We start from the raw sequence: 25599 nt of genomic DNA on the forward strand, positions 1-25599 counted from the left end.
AGCGCGAGAAATTAAGCTCTGCCGGTGACCACCACGCGCGTCCCCGCGCTGCTGATCCTCGCCTCGACCTTCCTGGCCGCCGGCGCCAACGGCATCTCCATGGTCGCCTTTCCCTGGCTGGTGCTGCAGCGCACCGGGAATGCGGTCGATGCCTCGATCGTCGCGGGCGCGGCGACCCTGCCGCTGCTGTTCGCCACCCTTATCGCCGGGACCGCGGTCGACTTCGTCGGCCGGCGCCGGGTGGCGATGCTCTCCGACGCGTTGTCTGCCACCGCGGTTGCCGCGATACCGGTGCTGGCTATCGGCTTCGGCACCGATGTGCTGAACACCCTCGTCCTCGCCGCGCTGGCCGCCCTGGGCGCCCTGTTCGACCCGGCCGGCATGACCGCGCGCCAGTCGATGCTGCCCGAGGCCGCCGTCCGCGCGGGTTGGACCCTCGATCACACCAACAGCGTCTATGAGGCCGTGTTCAATTTGGCCTACATCACCGGCCCCGGCATCGGCGGTTTGCTCATCGCGGCGCTCGGCGGCGTCAACGCGATGTGGGTGACCGCCGCACTGTTCGGGCTCGCGATCCTGACGATGGCGGTGCTGCGGCTGGAGGGCAGCGGCCGTCCGCAGCGCGAAAAGCTGCCCGAGAGCGTGGTTTCCGGTGTCCTGGAAGGGATGAAGTTCGTCTGGCGCAGCCGGGTTCTCCGCACGCTCGGGCTCATCGACCTCGCGGTCACCGGCCTGTACTTGCCGATGGAAAGCGTGCTGTTCCCCAAGTACTTCACCGACCGCAACGAACCGGCACAACTCGGTTGGGTGCTGATGGCGCTGTCGATCGGCGGACTGATCGGGGCGCTGAGCTGGACGGTGTTGTCGAAGTTCGCCAGTAGGCGAAGGACTGTGCTGACGGCGGTGTTGACCTTCGGCATCGCCGTCGCCGTCATCGCGTTCCTGCCACCGCTGCCGGTGATCCTGTCGTTCGCGACACTGGTCGGCCTGGTCTACGGACCGATCGGGCCCATCTACAACTCGATCATGCAGACCCGCACCCCTGAGCAGCTGCGCGGCCGGGTGGTCGGGGTGATGACGTCGATGACGTACGCCGCCGGGCCGATCGGGTTCACGTTGGCCGGCCCGCTGGTCGACGCCTTCGGCCTCAAGGTGACGTTCCTGGTGCTGGCGGTGCCCATCCTGATGATCGGCGTGGTGTGCCCCTGGCTGCCCGCGCTCAAAGAATTGGACGACGACACACCTAGGATGGCGCAATGGCCGTAAGTGCTGTGGCCGGCCTGGCCGCCGAACTTCCCGACGGGGTGGTCGTCACCGACCCCGACATCCTGGCGTCCTACCGCCAGGACCGCGCCGCCGACCCGGCCGCCGGAACACCGCTGGCGGTGGTCCGGCCCACCCGCACCGAAGAGGTGCAGACGGTGTTGCGCTGGGCGGCGGCCAACCGTATCGCGGTGGTGCCGCGTGGCGCAGGCACCGGCCTGTCCGGTGGCGCGACCGCCGTCGACGGCGGGATCGTGCTGTCGACGGAAAAGATGCGCGACATCACCGTCGACACCGTGACGCGAACCGCCGTCGTGCAGCCCGGTCTGCTCAACGCCGAGGTGAAGAAGGCCGTCGCGGAACACGGCCTCTGGTATCCGCCCGACCCGTCGTCCTACGAGATCTGCAGCATCGGCGGCAACATCGCCACCAACGCCGGCGGATTGTGCTGCGTGAAGTACGGCGTGACAACCGATTACGTGCTCGGCCTGCAGGTGGTGCTGGCCGACGGGACGGCGGTGCGCCTCGGCGGCCCCCGCCTGAAAGACGTGGCCGGGCTCTCGTTGACCAAATTGTTCGTCGGCAGTGAGGGCACTCTCGGGGTGATCACCGAGGTGACACTGCGGCTGCTGCCGCCGCAACCGTCGGCGTGCACGGTGGTGGCGACGTTCGATTCGGTGGAAGCCGCGGCCGGCGCGGTGGTCACGATCACCGGACGCATCCGGCCCTCGATGCTGGAGTTCATGGACGCGGTGTCCATCAACGCCGTCGAGGACAAGCTGCGGATGGGCCTGGACCGCTCGGCGGCGGCGATGATGGTGGCCGCTTCCGACGACCGCGGCCCGGCCGGCGCGGAGGACGCCGAGTACATGGCCCGGGTGTTCACCGAAGCCGGTGCAACCGAATGCTTTTCGACGTCCGATCCGGCTGAGGGCGAGGCCTTCGTCGCCGCCCGCCGGTTCGCGATCCCCGCGGTGGAGGCCAAGGGCTCACTGCTGCTGGAGGATGTCGGGGTGCCGCTGCCTGCACTGGCCGAATTGGTCGGCGGGGTGGCCAAGATCGCGGCCGACCGCGACTTGACAATCTCGGTGATCGCCCACGCCGGTGACGGCAACACCCATCCGCTGATCGTCTACGACCCCACCGACGCCGCGATGACTGAACGGGCCGAGAAGGCATTCGGCGAGATCATGGACCTCGCGGTGTCGCTCGGCGGGACCATCACCGGCGAGCATGGGGTTGGCCGGCTCAAGAAACCATGGCTGGCAGGACAACTCGGCCCCGAAGCGATGGAGCTCAATCGCCGGATCAAGGCCGCGCTGGACCCCGATGGGATTTTGAATCCGGGCGCGGTGATTTAGCGCCAACGCTCTGCGCGGGCGGGTGATCCCTGATTATGGTGGGCGAATGACCCCATCCCCCACGCCGTTCGAGATCGCCGTTCCGCAGGCCGATCTCGATGACTTGCACCGCCGCCTGGAAAGTGCACGGTTCCCGGCCGAATTGGCAGGCAGCGGCTGGGATTACGGAACCGACCAGTCGTTCTTGAGGTCGTTCGTCGACTACTGGCGCGATGAGTATGACTGGCGCGTAACCGAAGCCGAGTTGAACGCGGTCGGGTCGTTCGTCACCGAGGCCGCCGGCCAACGCGTGCACTTCCTGCACCGCAGATCTGCTCACGAGGCAGCGATTCCGCTGGCGCTCGTGCACGGCTGGCCGGGGTCGATCATCGAGTTCCTCGACGCGCTGCCGTTGCTGCACGAGAGATACCACGTCGTCGTGATCTCGATGCCGGGCTACGGGTTTTCCGGTCCGACCACCGAACGCGGTGTCGACGTGGCCCGGGTCGCGGCGGCGGTCGCCGACGTGATGATGCAACTGGGTTACGAGCGTTTCCTGGCCCAGGGCGGCGACTGGGGCGCGCTGGTGGTGCGCTACCTCGGCGAGCATTACCCGGACCGCGCGGTGGCCGTGCATACCAACATGCTCTTCGCTACCGTCGAAGGGCCCGATGCCATGGACGGTGTCACCGAGGAGGAAATGGCCGCATTCATAGCCTCCGCGGAACGCATGGCCGAGGGCATCGCGTACATGGAAATTCAAGGTACCCGGCCACATTCACTCGGCTTCGGTCTCGAGGATTCGCCGGTGGGTCTCGCCGGATGGATCCTGGAGAAATTCCACGCCTGGAGCGACGTCCGCGACGGCATGCCGATCCGCACCAACCGACTCATCGACAACCTGATGATGTACTGGCTGACCGGGACGGCCACTTCGGCGGCGCGCCTCTACTACGAGGCTGCGCACGCGGGCACCGGTGCACTCAGCCCGTGGTCGGGCCGCGTGGACGTCCCGACCGGGTACGCCGTATACCCCCGCGAGCTCGTGCGCATCCCGAAAGTGTGGGCGCACAAGCACTATCACCTCGTGCACTACTCGATCCAGGACCGCGGCGGCCACTTCGCGGCGTTCGAACAACCGCAGCTGTTCGCCACCGACCTGGTGGCCTACGCCGACGCGCTCCTCGAATTGGGTGTCTTCACATAGCCGTCAGCGGGCGCCACGCACCAGCCGGCCCGGCCGCGCACCGGTGTCGACGCCATCGCGGCGCGTCACCGTACCGCTGACGATCGTCGCGGTGTAGCCGGAAGCGCCCTGCACCAATCGATTTCCACCCGCCGGCAGATCGTAGGCCATCTTCGGCGGGTGCAACCGCAGCGCATCCATGTCGATGACGTTGACGTCGGCCTTCTTGCCGACCTGAATGACGCCGCGGTCACCGAGGCCGAACAGCTGCGCCGTGTCATGGGTCTGCTTGCGGATCAGGTGTTCCAGCGGCAGCTTCGCGCCACGGTGCCGGTCGCGGGCCCAGTGGGTCAGCAGGAACGTGGGATACGAAGCGTCACAGATCATTCCGCAGTGCGCGCCGCCGTCGGACAATCCGACGACACCGGCCGGGTGGGTCAGCATCTCGTGGATGGCGTCGCAGTTGCCGTAGGAGTAGTTGAAGAACGGCAGCATCAGCATGTTGGTGGCATCGGACTCGAGCATGAGGTCGTACAGCGTGGCCAGCGGATCCTCACCACGCTCTGCGGCGATTTTCTCGACCGTACGGTCGTCGGTGGGCTCGTAGTCCGGCGGATCACCGAGGTGGTAGATCCGTCCCAGGGCGTACTGCACGAGAATGTTCATGTTGTCGAAGAGCTTGCTCGGGTCGGGAGGCAGATCGTCCTCGCCGAGGATCGCGGCCTTGATCGCCGGATCGGCCAGCCGGTGTGCGAGCTCCTCACGGCCCGACTGCGCCTTCAGCTTTCGGAATGTCGGCCGGTGGGTGAAGGCATGATGACCGGGGAAACCGAAGAGCATGCCGAACGGACGGGCCGCGATCTGCGGGTAGAGGCGGGCGCCCGCGGCGTGCGCGGCCGCGGAGATGTCCATCTGCTCACGCCACAGGTCCGGCGCGGCGTCCACCTGGATCAGGCCGAAAGAGATGGGGCGGTCGATCTCAGCGCCCAGGCGCTGCATCCACTCCAATTCCTTTTTCGGCGCAATGATGTCCTCGCCGGCCACCCCCTGCGGCGCCAGCTCGAAAACGGCCTGACCGCCCGCCGCCATCGCCCGGCCCAGACCGAACAGCTCGTCTTCGGCGGCGAACGTGCCCGGCACCGGTTCGCCGTCCATGGCGCGGTGGCCGAGGGTACGTGACGTCGAGAAGCCCAAGGCCCCGGCTTCGATCGCCTCGCGCACCAGGCGACCCATCGCCTCGATGTCGTTGGGGGTCGCAGGCTCGTTGCGCGCGCCCCGCTCGCCCATCGCGTACGCGCGCACCGAACCGTGCGCCACCTGGCTGCCGACGTCGACGGCGTACTGCCCCTTGCCGATGACGTCGAGATACTCCGGGTAGCTCTCCCAGCCCCAGGTCATGCCCTCGGTGAGCGCGCTGCCAGGGATGTCCTCGACACCTTCCATCAGCTCGATCAGCCACTGCTCAGAGCCGGGCCGCACCGGTGCGAAGCCGACACCGCAGTTGCCGGTGACGATCGTGGTCACGCCGTGATTGCTCGACGGCTCGAGCAGACTGTCCCAGCTGACCTGGCCGTCGTAATGCGTGTGGATGTCGACGAATCCCGGCGCAACGACTTTGCCTGTGGCGTTGATGGTTTCGCGGGCCTCACCGTCCAGCGGTGCATCGGATGCCCCGCGCCGCCGCACCTCGACGATCTTTCCGTCCTTGACCGCCACATCGGCGACATAGCGGTCGGTCCCGGTGCCGTCGACGACGGTCCCGCCGGTGATCTTGAGGTCGAACATGGCCACTCCTCGACACACGCTGTCTGTGGGATTTCCGTCGCCAATGTAACACCGTTACAGGCCGTCGTGTAATACCGTTTGGAGAAGATTTGCGAGGAGGCGCGGGTGACGCACACGGCGCACGATGTTCGACGCGAGGACGCGATCGGCCCGCCTCCTGTGAGCCCGACCCGGGTTCCCGCGGCACGCTATTACTCCCCCGAATTCGCGCGACTCGAGACCGAGCACATGTGGCCGCGTGTCTGGCAGGTCGCATGCACCGTCGACCATGTCGCCGAGCCTGGAGACTTCTTCGAATACCGGTGCGGGCGGTATTCGGTCGTGGTCGTGCGCGACGACAGCGGTGAGCTGCGAGCGTTTCAGAATGTCTGCCGACACCGCGGCAACTCGCTGTGCACCGGCGCCGGCTCGCGACTGACCGAGCTGCGTTGCGGCTACCACGGCTGGACTTGGGACCTCGACGGCACGTTGAAGCGGGTGCCCAACCGCAAGGGCTTCGGCGCGCTGCACCTGGGCGACTTCCCCCTCATCGCGGCTTGCGTCGATGTGTGGGAAGGCCTGGTGTTCATCAACCTCGACCCCGAGGCGATGCCGCTGCACGACTACCTGGAGGCCATGCCTGCCGACATCGCGTGGAACCGGCTGTCAGAATTCCACTGCTACGCCACGATGACCATCGAGGTCGACGCGAACTGGAAGACCATCGCCGACGGCTACAGCGAGACCTATCACATCCAGACGCTGCATCCCGAGCTGCACCGATGCATGGACGACGTCTTTGCACCGCAACAGATTTGGGGTCACACCGGAAAGTCGGAGCAGTATTACGGCGTGCCAAGCCCCCATCTCAGGGAGCCGATCTCGGACGACGACGTCTGGGCCGCGTACGTCAGCACCCAGGGGGCGCTGATGGGCGTCGAGGAGGGTACGCCCTTTCCGGGTGGTGACTCGGTGCCAGACGTGATCGCCTCCCGCACAAGACAGTTCGCGACCGGCCGCGGCGTCGACCTGACCTGGGCCAGCACCGAGCAGATCATGCTTCTGCACCAGTACAACGTGTTCCCCAATATGACGCTGCTGACCAATGCCGACCACCTGACGGTCATGACGTCACGCCCCGGCGCCGACCCCGAACACGGTGAGCTCGTCATGTACCTGTGGACCCGGATGGCACCCGAGGCGGCGCGCACCAATCCGGTCGACGTGCGCATGACGGCCGAGGAGGCCCATCCCGGTCTGGTTCTGACACAGGACATTTCGGTGTTGGCGGGGCTCCAGCGCGGATTGCGCCAACCGGGCTTCACGCACCTGACACTGTCCAACGAGGAGCGGCGCGTGATCAACCTGCACCGCAACCTCGAGCGCTACCTGGACCTCCCCGACGCCGACCGCATGACGGGAGGCGAGCCCGGTGCCTCGCAGCCCTGACCCGGTCACCGCGGAGTCCATCCTCGATGCCGCGGCCACGATGATCGAGCGCGACGGAGTGGACGGCTTCACTATGCGAGGGCTGGCCGACCAGCTCGGCGTCGCGGTCACCTCGATTTACTGGCATGTCGGCGGTAAGGACAAGTTGCTCGACAGTCTGGTCGAACGACTGCTCGGCGACATGGCGGCACTGCCCGCCGATGCCGCGGATCCCGCGCATCGCATCGCCGCTCTTGCCCGCGCGCAACGCCGTGCCCTCATCGACCGGCAGCACCTGCTTGGTATCGCGCACGAACGCAACCGGACGCCCCAGCTGTTCCTGCCGGTGCAGCAACGCCTGGCCACCGAGCTTGCCCGCCTAGGCGTCACCGGTACCGGCGCGGCCCTGGTGCTGCGGGCCATCGAGGTCCACGTCATCTCCTCGGCGATCATGCAGTTCTCGGCAGTGCGCGGCCCCAAGCACGACGAGGAGGACCCCACGCTGTGGGCGGACGACTGGCCGGACCGGGCGCTGGTCAGGGCGTTGCAGTCGCCCACCGACTATGACGCCGTCTTCGAATATGGCCTCGACGCCCTGCTGGCGACCTTGCCTGAGACTCCCACCGATTGGTAGGGCTGCTCACCGAACGCATGCTCGACGTCAGCACATCGAACGCCGCGGCAGCGTCCAGAGCGAGTCGCTGAATTCTCCGCGCGCCCGCCAGGCTCGCGATCGTTAGGTTCGTCGTGCTGACGGTGTCGTGGCGCTGCAGAGGCGTCGCGGTTATCAGCGACGCCATCTGGGCATCCACCAGCATGGCATTCAAACTTACCTACTCCGATGGGCAAGAGAGTCAGCACGACGACGACACCGTCTGGGAGATCGAGGACGGCGTTCTCAAATTGGGACGCGAGAAGGGCAAGTGGTCGGTGCTCCTCTCGCCGAGTCACTGGGCGGTGCTCGAGATCGACGGCACCCCATCCGATGGCGGAGAAGACGATTCAGACAAGAAGTCCGATGAGAAGGACAAGTCCGACGACTCGGACGACTCCGACAAGAAAGACACGAAGAACAGGGCCGACAAAGAGACCGACGACTGAGGCGGTCTACCTGATCGGCGGCGCGCCCGCGAGCTGCGCAAGCATCGGGCCAACAGCCGTATCGCCAGCCGCAGTGGCTCGTCGACATGCTGGGATCGCACCCGGCCCTTGACACAACCCTATACTTGTCGTAACTATAAGACATGACCGCTGTTGTGTCTCATGAGGCGGAAGCCCGCTTCGAGCTCGCCACTGCCGAGACGTGGGGCGATCGCTGGCCGATGTACCGGGCCCTGCGCGACCACGATCCGGTGCACCACGTCGTCCCGGGCAATCCCGACCACGATTACTGGGTGCTGTCCAGGCACGCCGACATCTTCGACGCCGCCCGCGACCACGAGACCTTCTCGTCGGCGCAGGGCCTCACCGTCAACTACAACGAGCTGGAATTGATTGGCCTGCAGGACAATCCACCGATGGTGATGCAGGACCCGCCGGTACACACCGAGTTCCGCAGGCTCGTCTCGCGCGGATTCACCCCGCGGCAGGTCGAAGCTGTCGAACCCAAGGTGCGCGAGTTCGTCATCGAGCGCATCGAACGGTTGCGCGCAGAAGACGGCGGCGACATCGTCACCGAGCTGTTCAAGCCGCTGCCGTCGATGGTCGTCGCGCACTACCTCGGCGTCCCCGAGCAGGACCGCGACCAGTTTGACGGCTGGACCGACGCGATCGTCGCGGCCAACACCTCAGCCGAAGGGATCGGCGGCGCGCTGGGCAGTGTCACTGATGCCCTTGCCGGGATGATGGGCTACTTCACCGAACTGATCGAGCGGCGCAGGCGCGAACCCGAAGACGACACCGTGTCGCATTTGGTGGCCGCCGGCGTCGGCGCCGACGGCGATATCGCGGGAACGCTGTCAGTCCTGGCCTTCACGTTCACGATGGTCACCGGCGGCAACGACACCACCACCGGCATGCTCGGGGGATCGATGCCGCTGCTACACCAGCGACCCGATCAGCGGCGGCTGCTGGTCGACCACCCGGAGCTGATCCCCGATGCCGTGGACGAATTGCTCCGGCTGACCTCCCCGGTGCAAGGCCTGGCCCGCACCCTCACCCGCGACATCGAGTTACACGGCAAGACCATCCCGGCCGGGCGGAAGGCGCTGCTGCTGTACGGCTCGGCCAACCGCGACGAACGCCAGTACGGCCCGGATGCCGGCGAACTCGACGTCACCCGCCGTCCGCGCAATATCCTCACCTTCAGCCACGGCGCTCACCACTGCCTCGGCGCGGCCGCCGCACGCATGCAGGCTCGGGTGACGCTGACCGAATTGCTCTCGCGCTGCCCGGAATTCGAGATCGACGAGGCGGGCATTGTCTGGGCGGGCGGCGGTTATGTGCGACGTCCGCTGTCGGTTCCGTTCCGGGTGCGCGGCTGATGGCCGGCGACTGGCTGAGTTCGCGGCGCGCCGAGGTGGCCACCGACCGCATCCTGGATGCCGCCGGCGAGCTGTTCGCGAACAACGACGTGTCAACGGTCGGCATGAACGACATCGCCCGCGCCGCAGGCTGTTCCAGGGCCACGCTGTACCGCTACTTCGAGAACCGCGAAGTGCTGCACACGGCGTACGTGCACCGGGAGGCCTACCGGCTGCACAAGCAGCTGACCGAACTGATCGGTGAGATACCCGACCCGCGCGAGCGGCTGCTGACCGGCCTCACGACGTCGATGACGCTGGTGCGGGAAAGCCCCGCGCTGTCATCGTGGTTCGCCACCGCCGATTCCCCCATCGGCGCGGAGATGGCCGAGCAGTCCGAGGTGATCCAGGCGCTGACGTCGAGCTTCCTGCTGTCGCTGCACCCCGACGACCCCGGGGTCGTTCATCGCCGCGCCCGCTGGCTGGTGCGGGTGCTGACGTCCCTGCTGATCTTCCCCGGCCGCGACGCCGAGGACGAGCGCGCGATCCTCGAAGAGTTCGTCGTTCCGATGGTGTGCCCCAGCGAAACCGAGCCCGGCGCCGCCTCGAAACAGAACTCAGAGCGAAGTTTCCAGTAGATACTCGCTCTCAGCTCTGACTCGGCGCAAGAAATTACGTGCACACCCGCGTGAAGCGATGCAGCAGCCACGCGACCGGAATTGTCATGATCAACGTCACGACGAACAGCGCGGGCGCCGACCCGGTGTAGACCGGCCAGCGCAGCACCTCGACCATCGCGATCTCCATCACCACCAGATGAACCAGGAAGATCTCATACGAGATCTCCCCCAGCCACACCATCGGCCGGGTGGCCAGCGCCCGCGCGTACCAGCCGCGGTTGCCCAGGGCAAGCGGCGCGACGATCAGCGTCGCGATCGCGGCATAGAACACGGTCTTCACCAACGCCTCGGTCAATCCCGTCGGTGACGTGGTCGGCTCACCGGCGATCGGCGTGGAAACGATCACGAAGCTGATCACCGCCAGCGGCAGGACGATGAAACCGAATACGCGAACTCCCATGGCCTGCAACACCGTCAGGAGCATGCCGCCGATGAACCAGGCCAGATAGCCGGGCAGCCACAGCCGCGCGCCGCTGGGCAGGAAGTCGCATGTGTGCACCAGCACCATCCACGCGGGACTCATCAGCGCGAGCACCGCCAGCCCGGTCAGCAGCAACCCGGGGCGCCAGCGCCGCCGGCACACCACGACCAGTAGCAACCACGCCAAGACGGGCAGCGCGACGTAGAACGCGACCTCGACCGCCAGGCTCCACATCTGTGTGAGTCCTTGATGCAGGTAACCGTCGAACATGTAGTTGTCGGTGTAGATCTGCGTCAGAGTCAGGTTGCGCAGCAAGCCGATCCACGTGTGGCCGGGATTGGGCCCAGCGGAACGGAAGTGGTAGATCAGGTAGGCGGCCAGCACGGTGATGACGTAGGCCGGCATGATGCGGCGCACCCGGTGCCGCCCGTAGCGACCCACCGACGGCGCCGGCCGCCCGGTGGCCGCAGCACGCACCCACGGGCCGAACAACAGGTAGCCCGACAGGACGAAGAAGATCGGGACGCCGATCTCCAGCCGCGAATACACCAGGCCCACAAAGCCATGGGTGTACTTGCCCGTCGTATACGCAGCATGCGTGCCCAGCACCAGCAACGCGGCGACCGCGCGAACACCGGTCAGCGAAGCGACCCGGTCGACGCCCGAGACTGCTTCCAGTCCGCCCTGGTCGACCTGGCTCGACGCGATCATCGGGTCGGGCGTCGGGGCTTCCCGCCGGGGGGCCGCGAGTCGTAGCGAGAGCCGCCGCGGTCGGGCTTGAGGTCGATCAGCACACCGGAAATACGGGTCTTCTCAAGCGCTTTCAGCGTCTCCTTGGACAGCTTGGCGGGCAGCTCGACCAGCGAGAAATCGCTCTTGATGGTGATGTGCCCGAAATCGCTGCGGTGCAGCCCACCTTCGTTGGCCAGCGCGCCGACGATCGAACCCGGCCCCACCTTGTGCTTCTTGCCGACCGCGACGCGATAAATGGCCAGATCGTCGCGGGTTTTGCGCGGCGGGCGATCACGGTCACCTCGCTCGGGGCGATCGGGTCGTTCGCGCCGCTTCTCCGGCGGCGGTTCGGTCATCAGGAATTCTTCGCCGTTGCGGCTGTGTAGCGCCAGCGCCGCGGCAATATCGGCCAACGGCACGTCGTTGTCGCGCTCGTAGTCCTCGATCAACCGACGGAACATCTCGAACCCGGGCGCGTTCAGCGCGTCGGTGATCGAGTCCCGGAACTTCTCCACCCGCTGAGCGTTGACGTCCTCGACCGACGGCAACTGGCCCTCGACCAGCTTCTGCCGGGTGACCCGCTCGATCGAGTTCAGCAGGTGGCGTTCACGCGGGGTGACGAACAGCAGTGCCGTGCCCGAGCGGCCGGCGCGGCCGGTGCGGCCGATCCGGTGCACGTAGGACTCGGGGTCGTGCGGGATGTCGAAATTCACCACGTGCGAGATGCGCTCGACATCCAGTCCACGGGCAGCGACATCGGTGGCGACCAGGATGTCGATCGAACCGTCCTTCAGCTGGCTGATCGTGCGCTCGCGCACCGCCTGCGGGATGTCGCCGTTGATGGCCGCCGCGGCGAACCCGCGGGCCCGCAGCTTCTCGGCGACCTCTTCGGTGGCCTGCTTGGTGCGGACGAACACGATCATTCCGTCGCCCTGCTCGACCTCGAGCAGCCGGGTCAGCGCATCCATCTTGCGCGGATACGACACCAGGAAATAGCGCTGGGTGATGTTCTCGGCAGTCTGGGTCTTCGACTTGACCGTGACCTCGACCGGATCATGCAGGTATTTGGTGGTGATCTTCTTGATGCCCGGCGGCATGGTGGCCGAGAACAGTGCGACCTGTTTGTACTCCGGGGTGTCGGCCAGGATCCGTTCGACGTCTTCGGCGAAACCCATCTGCAGCATCTCGTCGGCCTCGTCGAGCACCAGATAGTCCAGGTGCGACAGGTCCAGGCTGCCCTTCTCCAAGTGGTCGATGACACGCCCCGGCGTCCCGACGACGATCTGCGCGCCGCGCTTGAGGCCGGCCAGCTGCGGCACATAGGAGGAGCCACCGTAGATCGGCAGCACATTGACCTTGAGATGCGCGCCGTAACGGCTGAATGCCTCGGCGACCTGCAGGGCCAACTCACGCGTCGGGGCCAGCACCAGCGCCTGGGTGACGCGGCTGGCGGGGTCGATCTTGGACAGGATGGGGATTGCGAACGCCGCCGTCTTGCCGGTTCCGGTCTGCGCCAGGCCAACGACGTCGGAGCCGTTCAGCAGAGCTGGGATGGTGGCGGCCTGGATCGCGGAAGGCGTTTCGTAGCCCACGTCAGCGACGGCCTGCAGCACCGCGGGGTGGATCTGCAGGTCGGCGAAGGTCTGGGGAGTGTCGTCGGGGGATGTCATCGGACCTGCAGTCTACTGCCGCAGCGTGCCGTAACCCGCTTCTGTCCGGGAAGGCCGGTACCGTCGCCCGTGTGTGGCATCGGCTGGCGGTAGCTGCGACGGGAGCGGTATTGGCTGTCGCGCTGGCGGGCTGCAGTTCTGGTGACTCGACGGTCGCGAAGACTCCGCAGCCGACGTCGAGCGTGGTGACCACGACCGAGGCACCCCCGCCGCCACCTCCGCCGACCACCACGACACCGCCACCGGATCCGTGTGCGGTGAACCTGGCTGCCCCGGCCATCGCGCAGACCGTTTCCGAACTGCCCCGGGACCCGAGCAGCAACCAGGGCTGGTACCCGGTGCCGATCGCGGGCAACTACAACGAGTGCGCGCAGCTGTCGGCGGTGATCATCAAGGCGAACACCAACGCCGACAAGCCCAACACCCGCGCGGTGATGTTCCACCTCGGCAAGTTCATCCCAACCGGGGTGCCCGACACCTACGGCTTCAATGGTGTCGACACGGCACAGAGCACCGGTGACACCGTCGCGCTGTCCTACGTCAACGGCCTGGGCATGCAGAGCGTGGTGAAGTTCCGCTGGAACGGCAACGGCGTGGAGCTGATCGGCAACGGCTGACTACGCGACGGTCAGCACCCCATGCATGTTGGCGTGGTACTTGCAGTGGAAGGGATAGGTGCCGGGCGTCGTCGGGGCGGTCAGAGTCTCCGTACCGCCACCACCCGATACCCGGACGTCGAACAGATTGTTGTCATCGGCCGTGACGGTGTGGTTGGCGGAGTCGTTGTTGACGATCGTCAATTGTTGCCCCGGTTTGACCGATGGCGGCAGCGTGTAGCTCATGTTCGAGATGACGATCTCGCTATTGGCGGCCCGGGGGGCACTCGACGAGGTTGGTGCTGACGTCAGCGGCGCAGCAGACTGAGACGACGGCTCGGTGCCGCCGCCGCCGCCACACCCGCTCAGCAGCACAGCGGCAAGTAGAGATGACGACATCAGCATTGCTGTGCGTCCCATGATCTTCCTTCCACCGGTTATGCGTCGTGCGGGCCGTCAACGCCCACGAGGTTTGCCAACGGCCGCACCCATACCGTACGAGTTCGCCGCACGGCACGGTTCGGAAATGCTGATAGTCACCGTGGCCGAGAATGTCTGGCGTCGGTACGGCCGCATACAGTGGGTCCGTGTTCGTCGCCGACGACCGCGTCGTCTACAGCGCATCCGACCTCGCCGCCGCCGCGCGATGCGAGTATGCGTTGCTGCGCGCCTTCGACGCCAAGCTGGGCCGCGGCCCGGCGGTGTCGGTCGAAGACGAGTTGCTGGCCCGCACCGCGGACCTCGGCGACCAGCATGAGCAGCGTCACCTCGACGAGTTGCGGTCGCGCAGCGATGTTGCCGTCATCGGCAGTCCGTCCTATTCGGTCGCCGGGCTGAGCGCCGCCGCCGCAGCGACCCTCAGTGCCGTCGAGCGGCGGGCGCCCGTGATTTATCAGGCCGCGATGTTCGACGGCCGCTTCGTCGGTTTCGCCGATTTCCTTGTGCTCGAAGGCGATCGGTACCGGTTGCGCGACACCAAGCTGGCCCGGTCGGTGAAGGTGGAAGCACTGCTGCAGCTGGCCGCCTACGCCGAGACGTTGACCGCCGCCGGCGTCGCAGTCCACGACGAGGTGGAGCTGGTGCTGGGCAACGGTGCGACCACCGCCTACCGCGTGGATGAACTGCTCCCGGTTTACCGCTCGCGTCGCGCCGAACTGCAACACCTGCTGGATCGCCACTTCGCCGGAGAGGTACCGGTCAGCTGGGCCGACGAGACCGTGCGGGCGTGCATGCGCTGCCCCGAGTGCGAGACGCAGGTGCGCGAATCCGACGATCTGCTGCTGGTCGCGGGCATGCGGGTCAGTCAGCGGGCGCGGCTGATCGAGGCCGGCATCACGACGGTGAACCAGCTGGCCTCCCATGAGGGGCCGGTGCCCGAGATGCCGGCCCGGATGCTCGCCACGCTCAGCGGTCAGGCCCGGTTGCAGACTGCCCCGCGGGTGGACGGCAAGCCGCCGTTCGAAGTGGTCGACCCGCAGCCGCTGATGCTGTTGCCCGATCCGGACAAGGGCGACCTTTTCTTCGATTTCGAGGGTGATCCGCTGTGGACAGCCGACGGCACCGACTGGGGTTTGGAGTACATGTTCGGTGTGCTCGGTGCGGGCGGCGACTTCCGCCCGCTGTGGGCACATGACCGGCGACAGGAACGCAAGGCGCTCAAGGCTTTTCTTGACCTGGTGCGTAAACGCCGCAAGCGGTATCCGAAGATGCACATCTACCACTACGCAGCATACGAGAAAACCGCGCTGCTGCGGCTGGCCGGGCGCTACGGTGAAGGCGAGAACGAGGTCGACGACCTGTTGCGCAATGGCGTGCTGGTCGACCTGTATCCCCTCGTGCGTAAGAGCATTCGAGTCGGCACCGAGAACTACAGTCTGAAGTCGCTGGAGCCGCTCTATATGGGCGCCGAACTCCGGGGCGGCGACGTCACCACCGCCACCGACTCGATCACGGAATATGCCCGCTACTGCGAGCTGCTCGCCGACGGCAAATCCGACGAGGCCGCGACCGTGCTCAAACAGATCGAGGACTACAACCTTTACGACTGCCGGTCCACGCGGACCCTACGGGATTGGTTGCTGCAGCGCGCCTTTGAGGCCGGAGTGCCGCCACTGGGCCCCCAGCCGGTCGCCGACGGCGGCCACGCCGAGGTCGACGACGAGCTGGCGCGGGCTCTGGCTGCCTTCGCCGGGGATGACGTCACCGCGCGCAGTCCCGAACAGCGGGCAGTCGCGATGGTCGCCGCCGCCCGCGGGTATCACCGCCGCGAGGACAAACCGTTCTGGTGGGGCCACTTCGACCGGCTCAACAGCCCGGTCGACGAATGGTCCGACACACCAGGGGTTTTCCTCGCCGAGGACGTAACCGTGGAGACACAGTGGTGCGTGCCGCCGCGCGCCCGAAAGCAGCAGAGGCGGCTGCTGTTGACCGGTTCGATCGCGGCCGGCGAGCTGGATCGCGACATGTACGCGATGTACCACCCGCCGACTCCGACGGGGCTGTCCGATGACCCGGAGCGGCGGGCCTACTCATCGGTGAACGTGCTCGAGTGCGACGACCCGGCGGCGCCCACCGAGGTGCTGGTCATGGAGCGCGAACCGAAGAGCGGCGGCGTGTTCGACGCGGTGCCATTCGCGTTGACCCCGGGTCCGCCGTTTCCGACAAAGGCGCTACGCGAGTCCATCGACGCGGCGGCAGCCGAGATCGCGGCCGAGTTGCCCACCCTGCCGCAGCGGGCGATAGTCGACATCCTGCTGCGCCGGCCGCCACGCACCGGTCTGCCGCTACCGCGGACCGACGACTGCGTTGCGAACATCACCGCCGCACTGCTGGCGCTGGATTCGTCCTATGTAGCGGTGCACGGGCCGCCCGGCACCGGAAAGACGCACACCGCGGCCCGGGTGATCGCCGCGCTGGTCAACGAGCACGGCTGGTGCATCGGCGTCGTCGCGCAGTCACATGCCGTGGTGGAGAACCTATTTCGCGACATCATCGGCGCCGGGGTGGACTCGGCTCTGGTGGCCAAGAAACGGGGTGGCACCGGCCCGTGGACCGAGGTCGACGAAAAGGCCTATCCAGCGTTCATCTCCGGCCATGACGGCTGCGTGATCGGCGGCACGGCATGGGATTTCGCCAACTCGTCCCGTGTACCGCCGGCCAGCCTCGACTTGTTGGTCATCGAGGAAGCCGGCCAGTTCTGCCTGGCCAACACCATCGCAGTCGCACCAGCGACCCGCAATCTGTTGCTGCTCGGCGATCCGCAGCAGCTTCCCCAGGTCACCCAGGGCACCCACCCCGAACCGGTGGATGCCTCGGCGCTGGGCTGGCTGGTCGACGGGCAGCACACCCTGCCCGAAGAACTCGGCTACTTCCTCGACCGTTCCTACCGGATGCATCCGGCGGTCTGCGCAGCCGTGTCCCGGCTGTCCTACGACAATCGGCTGCATTCGGTCGAGGAGCGCACCGCCGCCCGTCGCCTCGCGGGGGTCGAGCCGGGGGTGCAGGTACTGACCGTCGAGCACGACGGCAACTCGACCGACAGCCGCGAGGAAGCCGAGGCGATCGTCTCCGCAATCACCGGCATGTTGGGGTCGGACTGGACCGACGAGGACGGCACCCGGGCGTTGACCGCCGCCGACGTCTTGATCGTCACCCCGTACAACGCCCAGGTGGTGCTCCTGCGGCGGTTGCTCGACGCCGCGGGCCTGACCGCCGTACAGGCCGGCACGGTGGACAAGTTCCAGGGGCGGCAGGCGCCGGTGGTGTTCGTGTCGCTGGTGGCGTCCTCGATCGCCGAAGTGCCGCGGGGAATCTCGTTCCTGCTCAACCGCAATCGACTCAACGTCGCGGTCAGCCGGGCCAAGTATGCGGCGGTGATCGTCCGTTCGGCGATGCTGACCGATTATCTGCCGTCCACCCCGGCCGGGTTGGTGGAGTTGGGGGCATTTCTCGCCATGTGTGATAAACCCACGGCATGAGTTCCTCGCTGGCCGAACGACTCCAGGCCATTGTGGGCGGCGCGCACGTCGTCACGGACGCCGATGTCCTCGACGGCCGCAGCGTCGACCACACCGGGCGCTATCGCGGGAAGGCCAGCGCACTGGTGCGTCCCGGCTCTGCCGACGAGGTCGCCGCGGTGTTGCGGGAGTGCCGCGAGGCCGGCGTGTCGGTGACGGTGCAGGGCGGCCGCACCTCGCTGGTGGCCGGGACGGTGCCCGAACACGACGACGTACTGCTGTCCACCGAGCGGCTGACGCAGATCGGCGAGGTCGACGTCGTCGAGCGCCGGATCCGGGTCGGGGCCGGGGTGACCGCGGCCGCCGTTCAACGCGCGGCTGCTGCGGCCGGCCTGTTGTTCGGAGTCGATCTCGCAGCCCGTGATTCGGCCACCGTCGGCGGGATGGCGTCCACGAACGCCGGCGGCCTGCGCACCGTGCGCTACGGCAACATGGGTGAGCAGGTGCTCGGTCTGGACGTCGCGCTGCCCGACGGGACGGTGGTGCACCGGCACAGTCAGGTGCGCGCCGACAACACCGGCTACGACCTGGCGTCGCTGTTCATCGGCGCCGAAGGCACGCTCGGGGTGATCACCGGCCTGGACCTGCGCCTGCACCCGGTGCCCGCTCATCGCGTGACGGCGGTGTGCGGATTCGCGAGCCTCGACGCGCTGGTCACCGCAGGACGGGGCCTGCGAGACACCGAATCCATTGCCGCCCTTGAGCTCATCGACGGCCGATCGGCGGCGCTGGCCGCCGAGCACCTCGACGTGCCGGTGCCGACCGGCGGGGACTGGTTGCTGCTGATCGAGCTGGCCGGCGAGAGTGACCTGACCGAGCGGCTCGCCGATGCCCTCGACGATGCCGAACTGGCCGGTGAGCCGGCAGTGGGCGTCGACAACACCGCCCAGCAACGGCTGTGGCAGGTCCGCGAATCCACCGCGGAAGTGGTCGGACTGTTCGGTCCGCCATTGAAATTCGATGTCTCGCTGCCGCTGTCGGTGATCCCGTCGTTCGCGGCCGATTCCGCCGCGCTGATCGCCGAGCATGCGCCCGAGGCGATCCCGGCGCTGTTCGGCCACATCGGCGAGGGCAATTTGCATCTGAACGTGCTGCGCTGCGGTGCCGAACAGGAGTCACATCTGTACACCGCGATGATGGAACTCATTGCCGCGCATGGCGGTAACGTCAGTTCCGAGCATGGGGTCGGCAGCCGCAAGCGGCACTACCTCGGCATGGCGCGTAGCGACGAAGACATCGCGGCGATGCGCGCGATCAAGGCAGCCTTCGACCCGACGGGCTATCTGAACCCCGCCGTGCTGTTCGACTGAACGCGAGAATTCCCGCAGTCTGGCGGGGGCGAGGGCGGCTAGCGTGGGCGCACCAGCACCGACTGCTGAATAGCCCCGATCGCACCGTCGTCGTCGAACAGCGTGCCAACCGTCGTGCCCACCCCGTCAGGGCCATACATCGTCTCCGCGCGCACACCGATCCACTCTCCAGCGGGAACGCGGTGCACATGCAGGGCGAGATCGGTGTTGAGGAACGTGTACTTGGTGATGTCGATCTTGCTGCCGATCCCGTTCGCGCAATCGGCGACGGCCGACAGCCGCTCCAGCGGCGTCATCTCCTCGCCCTGGACCAGGTCGACCAGCGGCCGCAGCCACGACTCCCCCGGGCCGGGCGCCAGTGGCTTGGTCAGCCACAACCACTCCAGACTGTGTACGTAGTTGCGATCGAAGTTGTCCGCGAGGTTGCGGTTTACGCCTTCCGAGCGCGGCGGCAGCGGTGCGACCGGCGCTGAGCGCAGCGCCTCGGTGTCCAGTGTCAGCATTCGCCACCCGCTGGCCCGCGCGACCGGCCGCGGCTCGCCGCCGGGACCCAGGCCCAGCATCTGCGCGCTCACCAATTCGATTTGCCTGCCACTTCTTTCGACGGTCGCGGTGACCCAGAGATCACCTTCCGCGGGCACCGGCCCCAACAGGTCGACGACCACCCGGCTCAGCCGGGTGTCGTCGCGGTGCGCACAGCGCTCCAAGGCGCGCACCAACAACGCCGACACCGGACCGGCGTGCTGGATGTGCGAGGTCCACGTGCTGCGCACCAAGTCGGTGGCCCGGAACTTCTCCCCGCGCGGATCCTTCGGGTCGACGAGTTCGTAATAGCTGTCGGTCATGCTCACCTCTCGATTGACGGAAAGCCCGCGCCGGGGATCTCGACCCTGATCGTTTCGACACACGACCGCCGGGTGCCGACGAGCCGCTGCGGATACGCGTCCGAGCTGGAAACCAGGAACAGGGTCCGCCGGTCCGGTGCACCGAGCATGCAGGCGATCGCCGCACGGTCGCCGATGTCGATGCGATCGGTGACCTCGCCGCCGGCCACGACCCGCTCGAACTGATGCGCCAGCGTCATCGACGTCCACACCCCGCCGGCTTCGTCGAGCGCGATCCCGTCCGGCGGCCCGTCGAGGCCGTCGGCGAACACCCGCCGCCCGGACAGCCCACCGTCGGCGTCGATGTCGTAGGCCGTCAGCCGCCGCCCGATCGACTCCGCGACGATGAGCGTGCCGCCGTCCGGCGTGATCGCCATGCCGTTGGGGAAGTCGAGGTCGCCGGCGACCACGGTCACCGCATCATCGAGATCGAGCCGGACGATGACGCCGCCCTCGCGCGCCTGCGAGCCGATGTAGGCCCGGCCGCGCGCGTCGACCACCATGTCACCGAGGCTGGCCGGCGCGATCCCGGACAGGTCGGCGACCTGGGTGACGACGTCCCCGTCATAGCTGAGCACCGCGCGGCGTTCGGTCGACACGATCAGCAGCGTGCCATCCGGCCGGAACCCCAGCCCGGCGGGCGCGTGACCGGGCAGCTCCACGGTCGTCACCGACCCGTCGAGAGTGATCGTGTGCACGGCATCACCGAGCATGTCGGACAACCACAGCAGGCCTTCGAACCAGCGCGGACCTTCACCGAAGCAGAATCCGCTGGCAAGCTGAGCTCGGGACAAGGAGCTGAGGACCGTCATGCCATACCTTTACAAAACATCGCATAAGTGTCACGCTCCGTACGTGGCACTGTCAACGACCCACGCGTTATCGGAGGCCTGAGCCTGTGTGGTGTTATCGGCTTGTCGCGCCGTACACGTTCGAGCGAGTCACGGTGGAAGAGCCTGCGCAGGGACGTCTGCGCGGCGGGCAGGTGCTGCTGAAGTTCCTCGCCGCGGGCATCTGCGGCAGCGACATCCCCGGCTTCAAGGGAGTGCAGGGCCGCCTGCCCGGTGACACCGGGGCGCTGGCCGCCGAGATGGCCGGCTTCCCGATCCACGAGATCGTTGGCGAAGTCCTGGCCAGCGCCCACCCCGATCATCGGCCCGGTGACCGGGTCGTCGGCTGGGCATCCGGCTTCGACGGACTGATGGAATTCGTCGTCTCCGACGGCGACGGGCTGGCCCCCTACGATCCGGCGCTGCGCCCCGAACATGCGGTCGGACTACAGCCGCTGGCCTGCATTCTGTATGCGCTCGAACAGCTTCCGCCGTTGGCCGGCAAGCGGGTCGCGGTGATCGGTCAGGGCTCGATCGGGCTGCTGTTCTCGTATGCGGCCAAGGCCGCCGGCGCCGAGCATGTCACCGGCGTGGACCCCATCTACCGCGACGACATCGCCGCGAAGTTCGGCGTCGACACCGTTGTTCGGTCCACCAGCGACCGTTGGGTGGCGCACCTCGCGCCACACGACAAGCCGGACGTCGTCATCGAAGCCGTCGGCCATCAGGTAGCCACCCTCAACAACGCGGTCGAAGCGGCCGCGTTCGGCGGCACGGTGTTCTATTTCGGCGTGCCCGACGATGACAGTTACCCGATCAGCATGCGCACCATGCTGCGCAACAACCTCACGCTGAAATCCGGTGTCACACTGGAGCGCCGACGGGTGCTCGACGCCGCCGATGCATTCGCGCGCGACCATTCCGACCTGCTGAGTATGTACGTCACCCATACGTTCGGCGTGGCCGACGTGCAGGACGCGTTCGAGTTCGCCTGCCGCCCGACGCCCGGGCGGGTCAAGATCTCGATCGTGGCCTCATGACCACCAGCAGATTGCAGCAGACGCTCACCGACAAGCCGCATGCGTGGGGTGGCTGGATCACCGGCCCGTCATTTCTCGGACCCGACGAATTCGCCAACGCCGGTTACGATTACGTTGGCTTCGACATCCAGCACGGCTATCTCGACGACGCCGACGTGGCGATGATCCTGCGCCGCATGGAGCACGTTCCGATCGCCACCGCGGTGCGGGTGCCCTCGACGGCCGCCGCTCCGATCGGGCGGGTTCTCGACGCGGGCGCCGACGCGATCATCGTCGCGATGGTCGACCGGCCGGAACAGGCCGCCGAAGCGGTGGCCGCAACCCGCTACGCGCCTGAGGGAATTCGTAGCTTCGGGCCGTTGCGCGCCAGCCTCGGAATCGACCCGGCCGCAATCGCCGGCCGGGTCAGCGTGTTCGCGATGATCGAGACGGTGGCCGGCCTGGATGCGGTCGTCGACATCTGTGCGGTACCCGGCCTGGCCGGCGTTTACGTCGGACCCGCGGATCTGGCGATCGCCCTGGGCGAAGGAGTGGTCAAGGCCACCGGCCAGCCGAAAGTCCGCGATGCGATCGTGCGCGTACAGCAGGCCGCGGCGGCCGCAGGTGTCGTGGCAGGTATCCACGCCGGTGACGGTGTGACGGGAAAGGAATTGGCCGCGTTGGGCTTTCAGATGATCACGTTGGCCCCGGAGTCGCAGGCGCTGCGGCGCGGGGCGATCGCACATCTCGCAGAAGCCGAGGGCCGCGCATGACCCCGCCGGCGACGATGCAGAGCGAAGCGATGAGGAGGAGCGGCGCATGACCCCGCCGGCGACGATGCAGAGCGAAGCGATGAGGAGGAGCGGCGCATGACCAAGGTGGCACTGGTCACCGGTGCGGCCCGCGGCCAGGGTGCGGCGCTGGTCAGGCGACTGCGCGCTGACGGCTTCCAGGTTGCGGCCGCCGACCGGCTGATCGACGACCTGCGCAAGCAGATCGACGCGCTCGACGACCCCGGCGTGATCGCCGTCGAGCTGGACGTCACCTCCGAGCAGCTGTGGGCGAGCGCGGTGGCCGACGTGGTCGAGCGGTTGGGTGGGTTGAGCACACTGGTGAACAATGCCGGCGTGCTACACCGCGCGCCGCTGTCGGAGGAGACCGCGGAGGGTTTCGAAAGCAGCTGGCGATTCAACACTTTGGGTCCGTTCCTCGGCATCCGCGCGTCGCTGCCACACCTTCGCGAAGCCGAGAACGCGGCGATCGTCAACACCTGCAGCACCGGGGCCATCCGGCCGTTCCCGTTCCACGCCGCATACGGATCGTCGAAATGGGCGTTGCGCGGCCTGACCCAGATCGCCGCGGCAGAACTTGCCGGCGAGGGCATCCGGGTCAATGCCGTCTTCCCCGGACCGATCGACACTCCGATGCTCGACGACACCGCCCGGCAGCGGCTGATCGAACGGTCCTACAGCGGCCGTCTCGGCCAGCCGATGGAAGTGGCGGACGCGGTGGCGTTCCTGGTGTCCGAGCACGCGTCGTTCATCACCGGATCCGAGCTCGTCGTCGACGGTGGCCAGTGCCTGCGGATCGGCTGAGCCCGCTGTCGGTCGGCATCGTCGGTGCCGGGCCAGGCGGACTGGCGCTGGGAATCTTTCTGGCCAAGGCCGGCTTTCGGGACTTCACGATCTTTGACCGCGAGGACGGCGTCGGCGGCACCTGGCGGATCAACACCTATCCCGGACTGGCCTGCGATGTGAAGTCGCACCTGTACTCGTATTCGTTCGACCTGAACTCCGAGTGGAGCCGGATGTGGCCGGGCCAGCCCGAACTGCTCGAGTACTTCGAACGCTCCACCGACCGGCACGGCCTGCGGCCGCACCTGCGGCTGAACACCGAAATCACCTCCGCTCAGTGGAATTCCGGCACAAACAGCTGGACCCTGACCGACTCGACGGGCGTGCAGCACACCTTCGACATCGTGGTCTCGGCCGTCGGCATGTTCACCAGGCCGTTGCTGCCCGAGCTGCCCGAGCAGGAGCCGTTCACCGGTACCGTGATGCACACCGCGCGCTGGGACCACTCGGTGGACCTCACCGGAACGCGGGTAGCCGTGCTGGGGACCGGATCGACTGCCTCGCAGCTTCTGCCCGAGGTCGCCAAAGTTGCCGACAAGGTGTACTCGGTACAGCGCTCCCCCACCTGGATCCTGCCGAAGCCGGACCGGCCCTACACCGACCGGGAGCGCTGGGTCTTCAGGCGAATCCCGTTCGCCAAGAAGCTCTATCGGACCCGGCTGTGGCTGCGTAGTGAACGCAACATCTCGGTGATCGAGAACGGCAGTGACAAGACGCAGGATTTCAAGGACATCTCGCTGCGGTTCCTGGAATCGTCGGTCACCGATCCGGAGCTTCGCGCCAAGCTCACCCCCGACCACCCGTTGGGCTGCAAGCGGCTGGTGTTCGCAGGAGACTACCTGTCCACGCTGACCCGGCCGCACGTCGAGGTGGTGTCCAGCCCTGCCCGTGCGCTGCGGGCACGCTCACTGGTGACCGAGGACGGTTCCGAACTGGACGTTGACGTGGTGCTGTGCGCCACCGGTTACGCCGCCACCGACTACCTGGGCCAGATCGAGGTCACCGGAGAAGCCGGCCGATCGCTGCACGACACCTGGCGCGACGGTGCATTCGCGTATCTGGGGATGGCGGTGCCGGGCTTCCCGAACTTCTTCATGCTCTACGGGCCCAACACCAACGTCGGCTCCAACAGCGTGATCTTCGTCCTCGAAGCCCAGGCGCACTACATCGTGCGGGCGCTGAAACACCTGCGCCGCAACCGGCGACGATACGTCGCGGTGCGCGCCGACACCATGGCAGCCTTCCTGGCCGACGTCGACAGGTGGATGGCAGGCACCGTGTGGATTACTGCGTGCAGCAACTACTTTCGGGCACCCAATGGCCGGGTCATCACGCAGTGGCCGCGCAGTGCCGGCGCGTTCTGGGCGATGACTCGACGTTTTCGCCCGCGCGACTACCTGTTCACCCCACCGGGCGGCTAGCCGTGGAACCCGACCCCGACATCCTCCGTCGGCTCGACCCCGCGCTGCACGCATTCGGCGCCGCACGCACCGATCTGTCGCTGCACACCCTCGCCGCCGTCCGGGAGTCACTCAATGCTCGACGCGCGGAGGCCGTCGGGCAGATCGACACGACCGGGGTCGACATCATCGATACCCCCGTCGCGGGCGTTCCGGTGCGCATCTACCGCGGTGCACCGTCCCCGTCGCCCGCCGTGATCTACTGCCACGCCGGGGCGTTCGTGCTGGGCAACCTCGATACCGATCATCGCCAGTGCGTCGAACTGGCCCGGCGCGCCCGCTGCATCCTGGTGTCCGTCGACTACCGGCTGGCCCCCGAGAACCCGTACCCCGCGGGGTTCGACGACGTCGCCACTGTGCTGCAGTGGGCCTGGACGGCCGCCGACGATCTGGGAATCGACCGCGGCCGGCTGGCGCTGGCCGGGAACAGCGGCGGGGCGGCGCTGGCCGCTGGTCTGGCACAGCGATCAGCTGCCGAGGAGGTCCCGCCGATCGTGGGCCTGCTGCTGCATCAGCCGGTGCTCGACGACCGCCCCACCGCGTCGAAGGCGGAGTTCGGCTCGACACCGGGCTTCGACGGTCCCGCGACCGTGGCGATGTGGCGCCACTATCTCGGCGCGAGCGAACCGAGCGCCGCCTCGGTGCCGGCCCGCAGTCACCAAATGATCGGGGCGGCAAGCACCTTCATCACCTGCTCGGAGTTGGATCCGCTGCGCGACGAAGCACTGGACTACGCCCGCCGTTTGTTGTGCGCGGGTGTCCGCACCGACCTGCACATCTTCGGCGGGACCTGCCACGGGTTCGATTCACTGTGCCCCGATTGGGAGGTCAGTAACGCTCTGCTGACGATGCAGGCCGGGGCACTCCAGCGTTTTTTCGGTCCATCATGACCTTTACAGATTGG

General features: G+C 67.3%; 22 protein-coding genes. 16 read left to right on the top strand and 6 right to left on the bottom strand.

Annotated features, from left to right (window positions below):
- Window positions 1-24 precede the first annotated feature (24 nt).
- From AB431_RS22800 to AB431_RS22810, 3 genes are read left to right on the top strand one after another with little or no spacing between them, the layout of a single operon-like run.
- A complete protein-coding gene (locus AB431_RS22800; protein WP_200902664.1) occupies window positions 25-1266 on the top strand; it encodes an MFS transporter in 1242 nt (413 codons plus the stop codon).
- A complete protein-coding gene (locus AB431_RS22805; protein ID WP_047331847.1) occupies window positions 1257-2624 on the top strand; it encodes an FAD-binding oxidoreductase in 1368 nt (455 codons plus the stop codon). The genes AB431_RS22800 and AB431_RS22805 overlap by 10 nt, the downstream gene beginning before the upstream one ends.
- A gap of 46 nt (window positions 2625-2670) precedes the next feature.
- Window positions 2671-3810: an epoxide hydrolase family protein gene (locus tag AB431_RS22810; protein WP_047331848.1), complete on the top strand. Its 1140-nt coding sequence runs from the start codon at window positions 2671-2673 to the stop codon at window positions 3808-3810.
- A 3-nt stretch (window positions 3811-3813) separates the two neighbouring features.
- On the opposite strand, the gene AB431_RS22815 is transcribed toward AB431_RS22810, so the two are convergent.
- The gene (locus AB431_RS22815; RefSeq protein WP_047333717.1) at window positions 3814-5574 is read right to left on the bottom strand and encodes an amidohydrolase family protein; all 1761 of its coding nucleotides are present in this window, start codon (window positions 5572-5574) and stop codon (window positions 3814-3816) included.
- 105 nt (window positions 5575-5679) lie between these two features.
- On the opposite strand from AB431_RS22815, the gene AB431_RS22820 reads away from it, so the two are divergent.
- The 5 genes from AB431_RS22820 to AB431_RS22840 all read left to right on the top strand — a co-directional run bounded on the left by AB431_RS22820 (window position 5680) and on the right by AB431_RS22840 (window position 10081).
- Window positions 5680-7002, top strand: coding sequence for an SRPBCC family protein (locus AB431_RS22820; RefSeq protein ID WP_047331849.1), 1323 nt, complete (start codon window positions 5680-5682; stop codon window positions 7000-7002).
- Complete coding sequence (locus tag AB431_RS22825; protein ID WP_047331850.1) at window positions 6986-7615, top strand: TetR/AcrR family transcriptional regulator; 630 nt, start codon at window positions 6986-6988, stop codon at window positions 7613-7615. Before AB431_RS22820 ends, AB431_RS22825 begins: the two co-directional genes overlap by 17 nt.
- Window positions 7616-7797: 182 nt before the next feature.
- Window positions 7798-8082, top strand: coding sequence for a hypothetical protein (locus AB431_RS22830; protein ID WP_047333718.1), 285 nt, complete (start codon window positions 7798-7800; stop codon window positions 8080-8082).
- 143 nt (window positions 8083-8225) lie between these two features.
- The gene (locus AB431_RS22835; RefSeq protein ID WP_047331851.1) at window positions 8226-9464 is read left to right on the top strand and encodes a cytochrome P450; all 1239 of its coding nucleotides are present in this window, start codon (window positions 8226-8228) and stop codon (window positions 9462-9464) included.
- On the top strand, window positions 9464-10081 hold the full coding sequence (locus AB431_RS22840; protein ID WP_047331852.1) for a TetR/AcrR family transcriptional regulator: 618 nt from the start codon (window positions 9464-9466) through the stop codon (window positions 10079-10081). Before AB431_RS22835 ends, AB431_RS22840 begins: the two co-directional genes overlap by 1 nt.
- A gap of 34 nt (window positions 10082-10115) precedes the next feature.
- Here AB431_RS22840 and AB431_RS22845 read toward each other — a convergent pair whose 3' ends face one another.
- A complete protein-coding gene (locus AB431_RS22845; RefSeq protein ID WP_047331853.1) occupies window positions 10116-11255 on the bottom strand; it encodes an acyltransferase in 1140 nt (379 codons plus the stop codon).
- Entirely contained in the window at window positions 11252-12946 is a 1695-nt protein-coding gene (locus AB431_RS22850) for a DEAD/DEAH box helicase (RefSeq protein WP_047331854.1), read from the bottom strand. The genes AB431_RS22845 and AB431_RS22850 overlap by 4 nt, the downstream gene beginning before the upstream one ends.
- 71 nt (window positions 12947-13017) lie before the next feature.
- Here AB431_RS22850 and AB431_RS22855 point away from each other — a divergent pair, with 71 nt between their 5' ends.
- The gene (locus AB431_RS22855) at window positions 13018-13563 is read left to right on the top strand and encodes an LppP/LprE family lipoprotein (RefSeq protein WP_235435738.1); all 546 of its coding nucleotides are present in this window, start codon (window positions 13018-13020) and stop codon (window positions 13561-13563) included.
- On the opposite strand, the gene AB431_RS22860 is transcribed toward AB431_RS22855, so the two are convergent.
- Window positions 13564-13962, bottom strand: coding sequence for a cupredoxin domain-containing protein (locus AB431_RS22860; protein ID WP_047331855.1), 399 nt, complete (start codon window positions 13960-13962; stop codon window positions 13564-13566).
- Between the two features lie 131 nt (window positions 13963-14093).
- On the opposite strand from AB431_RS22860, the gene AB431_RS22865 reads away from it, so the two are divergent.
- On the top strand, window positions 14094-17519 hold the full coding sequence (locus AB431_RS22865; protein WP_144418348.1) for a TM0106 family RecB-like putative nuclease: 3426 nt from the start codon (window positions 14094-14096) through the stop codon (window positions 17517-17519).
- Window positions 17516-18868, top strand: a complete 1353-nt coding sequence (locus AB431_RS22870; RefSeq protein ID WP_047331857.1) for an FAD-binding oxidoreductase — start codon at window positions 17516-17518, stop codon at window positions 18866-18868. The genes AB431_RS22865 and AB431_RS22870 overlap by 4 nt, the downstream gene beginning before the upstream one ends.
- Window positions 18869-18906: 38 nt before the next feature.
- Here AB431_RS22870 and AB431_RS22875 read toward each other — a convergent pair whose 3' ends face one another.
- Together AB431_RS22875 and AB431_RS22880 are read right to left on the bottom strand one after the other, a co-directional pair.
- Window positions 18907-19713 (bottom strand): thioesterase family protein, encoded by an 807-nt coding sequence (locus AB431_RS22875; protein WP_047331858.1) that lies wholly within the window; start codon window positions 19711-19713, stop codon window positions 18907-18909.
- A gap of 2 nt (window positions 19714-19715) precedes the next feature.
- Entirely contained in the window at window positions 19716-20564 is an 849-nt protein-coding gene (locus tag AB431_RS22880; RefSeq protein ID WP_047331859.1) for an SMP-30/gluconolactonase/LRE family protein, read from the bottom strand.
- A gap of 86 nt (window positions 20565-20650) precedes the next feature.
- On the opposite strand from AB431_RS22880, the gene AB431_RS22885 reads away from it, so the two are divergent.
- The 5 genes from AB431_RS22885 to AB431_RS22905 all read left to right on the top strand — a co-directional run bounded on the left by AB431_RS22885 (window position 20651) and on the right by AB431_RS22905 (window position 25585).
- Entirely contained in the window at window positions 20651-21622 is a 972-nt protein-coding gene (locus tag AB431_RS22885; protein ID WP_047331860.1) for a zinc-binding dehydrogenase, read from the top strand.
- Complete coding sequence (locus AB431_RS22890; protein WP_047331861.1) at window positions 21619-22374, top strand: HpcH/HpaI aldolase/citrate lyase family protein; 756 nt, start codon at window positions 21619-21621, stop codon at window positions 22372-22374. Before AB431_RS22885 ends, AB431_RS22890 begins: the two co-directional genes overlap by 4 nt.
- Before the next feature lie 96 nt (window positions 22375-22470).
- Window positions 22471-23196, top strand: a complete 726-nt coding sequence (locus AB431_RS22895; RefSeq protein ID WP_047331862.1) for an SDR family NAD(P)-dependent oxidoreductase — start codon at window positions 22471-22473, stop codon at window positions 23194-23196.
- The gene (locus tag AB431_RS22900; RefSeq protein ID WP_047331863.1) at window positions 23178-24656 is read left to right on the top strand and encodes an NAD(P)/FAD-dependent oxidoreductase; all 1479 of its coding nucleotides are present in this window, start codon (window positions 23178-23180) and stop codon (window positions 24654-24656) included. Before AB431_RS22895 ends, AB431_RS22900 begins: the two co-directional genes overlap by 19 nt.
- Before the next feature lie 2 nt (window positions 24657-24658).
- Window positions 24659-25585 (top strand): alpha/beta hydrolase, encoded by a 927-nt coding sequence (locus AB431_RS22905; RefSeq protein WP_047331864.1) that lies wholly within the window; start codon window positions 24659-24661, stop codon window positions 25583-25585.
- Window positions 25586-25599: the final 14 nt, after the last annotated feature.

It is taken from the genome of Mycobacterium sp. EPa45 (assembly GCF_001021385.1).
In the GTDB taxonomy this organism is placed as follows: domain Bacteria; phylum Actinomycetota; class Actinomycetes; order Mycobacteriales; family Mycobacteriaceae; genus Mycobacterium.

Coding starts and splice junctions, on each gene's coding strand:
- AB431_RS22805 (WP_047331847.1), top strand. CDS start 1,257: ATGGCCGTAAGTGCTGTGGCCGGCCTGGCCGCCGAACTTCCCGACGGG.
- AB431_RS22810 (WP_047331848.1), top strand. CDS start 2,671: ATGACCCCATCCCCCACGCCGTTCGAGATCGCCGTTCCGCAGGCCGAT.
- AB431_RS22815 (WP_047333717.1), bottom strand. CDS start 5,574: ATGTTCGACCTCAAGATCACCGGCGGGACCGTCGTCGACGGCACCGGG.
- AB431_RS22830 (WP_047333718.1), top strand. CDS start 7,798: ATGGCATTCAAACTTACCTACTCCGATGGGCAAGAGAGTCAGCACGAC.
- AB431_RS22835 (WP_047331851.1), top strand. CDS start 8,226: ATGACCGCTGTTGTGTCTCATGAGGCGGAAGCCCGCTTCGAGCTCGCC.
- AB431_RS22840 (WP_047331852.1), top strand. CDS start 9,464: ATGGCCGGCGACTGGCTGAGTTCGCGGCGCGCCGAGGTGGCCACCGAC.
- AB431_RS22845 (WP_047331853.1), bottom strand. CDS start 11,255: ATGATCGCGTCGAGCCAGGTCGACCAGGGCGGACTGGAAGCAGTCTCG.
- AB431_RS22850 (WP_047331854.1), bottom strand. CDS start 12,946: ATGACATCCCCCGACGACACTCCCCAGACCTTCGCCGACCTGCAGATC.
- AB431_RS22860 (WP_047331855.1), bottom strand. CDS start 13,962: ATGGGACGCACAGCAATGCTGATGTCGTCATCTCTACTTGCCGCTGTG.
- AB431_RS22865 (WP_144418348.1), top strand. CDS start 14,094: ATGTCTGGCGTCGGTACGGCCGCATACAGTGGGTCCGTGTTCGTCGCC.
- AB431_RS22870 (WP_047331857.1), top strand. CDS start 17,516: ATGAGTTCCTCGCTGGCCGAACGACTCCAGGCCATTGTGGGCGGCGCG.
- AB431_RS22875 (WP_047331858.1), bottom strand. CDS start 19,713: ATGACCGACAGCTATTACGAACTCGTCGACCCGAAGGATCCGCGCGGG.
- AB431_RS22880 (WP_047331859.1), bottom strand. CDS start 20,564: ATGACGGTCCTCAGCTCCTTGTCCCGAGCTCAGCTTGCCAGCGGATTC.
- AB431_RS22890 (WP_047331861.1), top strand. CDS start 21,619: ATGACCACCAGCAGATTGCAGCAGACGCTCACCGACAAGCCGCATGCG.
- AB431_RS22895 (WP_047331862.1), top strand. CDS start 22,471: ATGACCAAGGTGGCACTGGTCACCGGTGCGGCCCGCGGCCAGGGTGCG.